Annotated in this window: 6 protein-coding genes; 3 read left to right on the top strand and 3 right to left on the bottom strand. The window is 60.1% G+C overall.

All coding sequences use genetic code 11. The annotated features are described in order from the left end of the window. The coding region (locus OQK_RS11145; RefSeq protein ID WP_038860857.1) for a biotin/lipoyl-containing protein at positions 1-545 on the top strand (545 nt) is incomplete at its 5' end. A 207-nt stretch (positions 546-752) separates the two neighbouring features. On the opposite strand, the gene OQK_RS11150 is transcribed toward OQK_RS11145, so the two are convergent. Then, positions 753-2,990 (bottom strand): autotransporter outer membrane beta-barrel domain-containing protein, encoded by a 2,238-nt coding sequence (locus OQK_RS11150; protein WP_016772455.1) that lies wholly within the window; start codon positions 2,988-2,990, stop codon positions 753-755. Positions 2,991-3,321: 331 nt separating this feature from the next. Here OQK_RS11150 and OQK_RS11155 point away from each other — a divergent pair, with 331 nt between their 5' ends. Then, a complete protein-coding gene (locus tag OQK_RS11155; protein ID WP_038860858.1) occupies positions 3,322-3,621 on the top strand; it encodes a helix-turn-helix domain-containing protein in 300 nt (99 codons plus the stop codon). 7 nt (positions 3,622-3,628) lie between these two features. On the opposite strand, the gene OQK_RS11160 is transcribed toward OQK_RS11155, so the two are convergent. Next, the gene (locus OQK_RS11160) at positions 3,629-4,465 is read right to left on the bottom strand and encodes an amino acid ABC transporter permease (RefSeq protein ID WP_016772457.1); all 837 of its coding nucleotides are present in this window, start codon (positions 4,463-4,465) and stop codon (positions 3,629-3,631) included. Continuing rightward, on the bottom strand, positions 4,462-5,280 hold the full coding sequence (locus tag OQK_RS11165) for an ABC transporter substrate-binding protein (protein ID WP_016772458.1): 819 nt from the start codon (positions 5,278-5,280) through the stop codon (positions 4,462-4,464). The genes OQK_RS11160 and OQK_RS11165 overlap by 4 nt, the downstream gene beginning before the upstream one ends. A 113-nt stretch (positions 5,281-5,393) precedes the next feature. Here OQK_RS11165 and OQK_RS11170 point away from each other — a divergent pair. After that, positions 5,394-6,188 (top strand): homocysteine S-methyltransferase family protein (locus OQK_RS11170; RefSeq protein ID WP_016772459.1); only part of this gene is annotated, 795 nt, incomplete at its 3' end.

The following is a 6,188-nucleotide window of genomic DNA, read 5'->3' on the forward strand; positions in this document are numbered from 1 at the left end:
AAGAAGACGTACTGACCTTCGCCATGTTCCCGGACATCGGCCGCAAGTTCCTCGAAGAGCGTGCCGCCGGCACCCTCACGCCGGAAGTGCTGTTGCCAATCCCGGAAGCGGGCGCCGTTGCTTCGGCGGGCGGCGAAGGCGTGCCGACCGAGTTCGTCATCGACGTCCACGGCGAAACCTATCGCGTCGACATCACCGGTGTCGGCGTCAAGGCTGAAGGCAAGCGCCACTTCTATCTGTCCATCGACGGCATGCCGGAAGAAGTGGTGTTCGAGCCGCTCAACGAATTCGTTGGCGGCGGCAGCAGCAAACGCAAACAGGCCTCGGCGCCGGGCCACGTGAGCACCACCATGCCCGGCAACATCGTCGATGTGCTGGTCAAGGAGGGCGACAGCGTCAAGGCTGGCCAGGCGGTACTGATCACCGAAGCGATGAAGATGGAAACCGAAGTCCAGGCCGCCATTGCCGGCAAGGTTGCCGCGATTCATGTGGCCAAGGGCGACCGGGTCAACCCGGGCGAAATCCTCATCGAGATCGAAGGCTGAGGTAACAGTCGCGATCCAACGCTTTAAACCTCGGGGGAGCATGTGCTCCCCTTTTTTTTGCCTGTGATTTTCCTACCTTCTCAGGTCATCAGGGACCATATGTGGAGCGAGCCTGCTCGCGGATGCGCCAGGTCAGCCAATAGCATCTTTGCATGATCCACCGCTTTCGCGAGCAGGCTCGCTCCCACAGCAGGCGTGCTTAATCCATCAGAACGCCATGCGCCATTGACCCGCTACGCCATACGTTCGGCTGTCATTACCCAGCTCACCCGTAAAGCCCACGCCCAGCGTGTGCACCGCCGAAAGACCAAGGTCGAGCCCCGCATCCACCGCGAGGCTGTTCCGATCCAGTGCCGCGCCGGTCACTTCAAAGCGCTTGCCGCCCTTGCGCAGTTGCTGGCGGGTGTCGCTGTCGATCGCGCCGAAGGTATGTTTCCAGCCTGCGCTCAAGCGCGGGGTCAAATGCATGCCGTTATCCAGCGTATTGATCTGCGCAAGCCGCAGGCCAAAGGTGCTGCTGAAGTTGTCGCGAGTCTGCCCGAAGACTTTCAGCGCCGCGTCGCCGCCCTTTTCGTTGTAGCTGTCGCGTTGATAGCGCTGGTAGCCGAGGCTGGCGTAGGGCTCGAGGATCACGCTATCCCGGCCGAGATTGAACCCGGCTTCGGCGAATGCCTGTTGAGTATTGGCGTCGTAATTGCCCTTGAGACGATCGCTGAAACCCTTGAATGCGACCCTCCGTGTGCTGCTGCCGTCATGGCTGGCGTAGGTCGCGCCGAGGCGCAGTGACAGCGGGCCATCCTGACGCATGGCGTAGGCGCCGAGGTGCCAGCTGTCGAGGTCGCCGTCGTACTGGCGGGCATCGAATTTCGTCTGCGATTTGCCGCCAATCAGGCCGACATGCCAGTGCTCGTCGAGTCGCCAGTCAGCGCCCACGACCAGCCCTTGCGAGGCATGTTGGAGGATACCGTCAGCGTCGCGATCAACCTTGCCGCCGAGGCCCAACGCCTGAATCCACACCCGCCCGGAGTCTTCGCTGCCTGCGGCCTGACGCGGTGAACTGCGCGAGCCGTAGGTCGAGGCGGAATGATTGTCCAGCTGCCGCATCGCCGAAAGCATGCTCGCACTGACGGGTGTGACACTGCTCAGCGTGGCTTTGGCGAGGTTGGCGTTGCTGCCGGCGGCAAGTTGATCGAGGGCGATGGGCGCGGTGGTTTTATCGCTGGTCAGCAGTGCGGCGACGGCCCTGTTGGTGCCGATATCGAAAGCTCGAGTGGAAGCCCCTCGATTATCCAAGCTCTGCGCAATCGAACGAGCACTGCGCGTTCGGGCCAGTTGTTCGAACCCTACATCGTTGCGCACGTAGTGCAGGTTCACCGCGTTTGGCTCATAGGAGAGCGTTGGTGTCATGTAGGCCAGATTGGTGGTGACCTCACCGAACTCGCCATCAATGACGTTTGCAGACAACAGCCGATACTCATTGGTACGAGCGTAGTCGCCCGGTACGCCATAAATCTCGACACGCGCACCTCCCAGGCTCGCGGTGCCCTGAACATGCACGGGATCTGAGCCGCGGTCGGCAGATACGGCGTAAGAAAACACAGCGTCCTGATGGAGCGTCAGATTGCCTTTGATATTGGGAGAGCCGTGTTGCTGGCTGGCAAGCAGGGTTCCTGCGACATATAGCCCCGTCACGTGTCCATAACCGCCAAAAACCGCTCCCGGGTCGACATCGACACCATTGATCGATGCGTAGTTGAGCAGCACGGCGTCGGCTTTGACGTCAGCATCACCCTCGAAAGCGTGACGCAGGGTCCACTGTCCACGTGCGATACGCATGGCTGAGAAATTGCGCGTCTCACCGATCTCGCCGCCTTCTACGGCATTGAACAGCAGCCCGTTCGCACCTTTGCCACCGTCCAGGCGACCGTCCCAACGGGCGCCCTTATTGATCACCAGCAAGTCATCTCCATCGCCCAGTTGCAGGGATACGCCGCCGATATTCTCGAGCGGGCTCGAGACAAAAGAGCGCTGCGTCGTGATCGCCAACATGTCGCGTTCAAACGGGTCGACAAGATCGAATTCCTCATCGCCGGTTTCCTCCACCACGAACTCTGGAAACTCCAGCCCTTCATAAAAGGCCGGACTGAAATCCTCGATCGCAACCGTCGCGCGTACGGCATCGACCGAAGGCGCGTCAGAGGCCTGCCCGGGCGACGGAGAAGTGTGCTCCAGCGGGCCGATGAATTCCTTGATCGCAAACAAGTCATCAGGATCCACTTTCGGTGTGGGTGTTTTCTTCTTTCGAGGCTTGGCGGTTTTGTCTTCGCTGATCTGCGCAGAAACCTGGACGTCGGGCGGCTGTTCGATGGACGCCTCGGCAGATCCGATCGTCAGCGCGATCGCCAGAGCGAGGTGATGGGGACGGTATTTGTGTAGGGCAGGCATCGAGTTCAACCTCCTTGTATGAAAGGCTCAACTCTATTGCTGCGTTGAAAAAAACGATGTCGGTCGGTTCCTGATGCTGTGCAGGCGACGTCGGATCGTTCTGTCGAAAATCCTCACGGGATTTCGCAAACAAGGCTTTTGCGCGGTGGCGGCGGTTCGTTTTCCTACAGCCTATATGGGTCACAGCGACATACGTCGGGGGTCCATCTGCATTGTTTTGCGTCGATTGAAGCCCCAGCGGCTCCAGTCTGCATTTTGTTGCAGTTTAATTACCAAAACTGTCATCCCGCTGCATTAAATTGCGCCTTTCACAAAACGAATCTGCCGCGTCATGAGTAAACTCAAATCTGCACGGGGCCTTACTGTCCTTGATCGCATGGCGCTTATCGACAGCATCAAGGAATCACTGGCCGAAGGCACTCTGGAAATCGGTGACGCCGTGCGCCGTTTACGGGTCGAAGTCACCGGTCTGCATCAGACTCAGTTCGCGAAGATGTGCAAGATCTCAGTGCGCACGCTGGTGCATATCGAACATGGCGAAGGCAATCAGACGCTGAAGTCGCTGAACGCTGTGTTCCGCCCGTTCGGCATGAAAATGGGCGTTGTGCGGATACGTCGGGACACCGTTTGAATACGCTTCAGCCACGCCGCACATACGCCTTGCCGTAATGCCGCTCCATCCGTGCCTGAATCAGCTCCAGCCCGATCGACATCAGCCAGTAGATGATCGCCGCCGTGGTGAGCATTTCGATGTAGCGATAGCTTGAGCGCCCGTAGGACTGGGCGAGAAACATCACTTCCCAGACGCCCATTACCGAGATCAGCGACGAGTCCTTGAGCATCGAGATGAACTGGTTGGTGGTCGGCGGAATGATTGTGCGCATGGCCTGGGGCAGGGTGATGCGCCAGAAGATCACGCTTTCGCGCAGGCCCAGCGCCAAGGATGCTTCGCGTTGGCCGTGATCGACGCCGAGGATGCCGGCGCGGAAGATTTCGCTCAGGTAGGCGCCGTAATTCAGCGACAGGGCAATAATGCCGGCGACGATGGCGCCGGGGACGATGCCCAGTTGCGGCAAGCCGAGGTAGATCAGCAGGATCTGGATCAGCAGTGGCGTGCCGCGAAAGAACGAGGTGTAGAAACTGGCGATGCCAAATGCGACGGCGCTGTTCGACAGGCGCGCCAGCGCGGTGATGAAACCGAGCAGCGACGAGGCGATGATCGAGCAGGCGCAGAGAAACAGCGTCAGCGCTGCGCCTTGCAGGAAGCCGTTCGGCGCGAGCTTCAGGCCAACGAGGTTGGGCAGTTTGTCGAGGATGATCGCGAACTTCAGGTCGAAGCTGAGGAAGAATCCGGCAAACAGGCAGAACAGCGCCGCCCACGTCAGGTACAGGCGCGTACGGAAACCAAAGAGCTTTTGCAGGCGTGTTTCAGCCACCGGTTGCGGTGGCTGGGGCGGGGTCGGAAAGGAAGTCATTGGCTGATATCGGCGCCGATCCATTTTTGCGACAGCTTGCTCAGGGTGCCGTCCTGTTTCAGTTGTGCGAACACCTCGCGCACCTTGGCGTCCCACTGCGGGTCACCCTTTTCGATGGCCACGGAGTTGGGTTCCGAGTAGAGCGGTTCGCCGGCCAGTTTGAAGCGCTGGTCCTGGTTCAGGCGCGGCTGCGCGGTGACCAGATTGGTGAGGATCGCATCCAGGCGCACGCCGGCGCCCAGGCCCAGATCCTGGAAGGCGACGTTGTCGGTGTCGTACGGGGCGATCTGCACATCCTCGAACGGATACTGCAACTGCGTATCCTCGGCGCCTTCGATGACCAGGTTCTTGTTCAGATAACTTTCGTAGCTGGAGGCGCTGGTGAGGCCAACCTTTTTGCCGCTCAGGTCCTTGGCGCTGTGAATGCGATCGTCCTTGGCGTTGACCACGATCACCGCTGGCGAAGCGTAATACTCGACCGGGAAGTCGAACACTTCGGCGCGGGCCTTGCTCGGGGTCATCGAGCAGATGCAGATGTCGTAGCGCCCGCTCCAGCGGCCGGCGGCGATCACGTCCCAGGACGGCGTTTCCAGACGCAGTTTGACGCCAAGCTTGTCCGCCACCGCTTTGGCAACGTCGACATCGAAACCGTCGAGTTGATTCTGCTCATTGAGAAACGAGAAGGGCGGATAGCTTTCCATGAGCACGCCGACCAGCTCTTTTTTCTGTTCGACACGATCCAGCGTCGCGCCGCCGAAGGCTTGGGTGGAGGCCAGAATGGTCAGGCCCAGGGCCAATAGCGGTTGGAGTTTCACAGTCGCTTCCTGTTGAAAAAAGAGGTTGTTATTAACCGAGTGGTGCGTATTAAATAGTTATAAGAACGACTCTGATAGTGAGTTATTTTCATAAGCATATGAGTGAAAAGCATATGGGCGCAGCGAACAGGGTCATTCTCGATGGCGGCATGGGCCGCGAGTTGCAACGCGCCGGCGCACCGTTTCGCCAACCGGAGTGGTCGGCACTGGCGCTGAGTGAAGCGCCGCAGGCGGTCGAGGCGGTGCATGCCGCGTACATCAACAGCGGCGCCGACGTGATCACCAGCAACAGTTACGCGGTGGTGCCGTTTCACATTGGCGAGGCGCGCTTTGCGGCTGAGGGCCAAGCGCTCGCGGCACTGGCGGGGGAGTTGGCGCGGCGGGCGGTGCAGGCATCCGGCAAGCCAGTGCGTGTTGCCGGGTCGTTGCCGCCGCTGTTTGGTTCGTATCGTCCAGATCTGTTCGAAGCGGATCGCGTGACCGAGCTGCTGACGCCGCTGGTCAATGGGTTGGCCCCGCATGTTGATCTGTGGCTGGCGGAAACCCAGAGTTCGATTATCGAGGCGCGGGCCATTCACGCCGGGTTGCCGAAGGACGGTAAACCGTTCTGGCTGTCGTTCACCCTCAAGGATGAAGACACCGATGAAGTGCCACGCCTGCGCTCCGGTGAGCCGGTAGCCGAAGCGGCTGCGGTGGCGGCTGAACTCGGCGTCGAAACCCTGCTGTTCAATTGCAGTCAGCCCGAAGTGATTGGCGCGGCCATCGACGCGGCGCGCGCAACCTTTGAGCGTCTCGGCGTCACGATCAATATCGGCGCGTATGCCAACGCGTTTCCTCCGCAACCGAAAGAAGCCACGGCCAACGACGGGCTCGACCCGTTGCGTGACGATCTCGATCCGCCGGGGTAT

This window comes from Pseudomonas sp. R62 (assembly GCF_000257605.1).
GTDB classification, from domain to species: domain Bacteria; phylum Pseudomonadota; class Gammaproteobacteria; order Pseudomonadales; family Pseudomonadaceae; genus Aquipseudomonas; species Aquipseudomonas atacamensis.

Coding starts and splice junctions, on each gene's coding strand:
- OQK_RS11150 (WP_016772455.1), bottom strand. CDS start 2,990: ATGCCTGCCCTACACAAATACCGTCCCCATCACCTCGCTCTGGCGATC.
- OQK_RS11160 (WP_016772457.1), bottom strand. CDS start 4,465: ATGACTTCCTTTCCGACCCCGCCCCAGCCACCGCAACCGGTGGCTGAA.
- OQK_RS11155 (WP_038860858.1), top strand. CDS start 3,322: ATGAGTAAACTCAAATCTGCACGGGGCCTTACTGTCCTTGATCGCATG.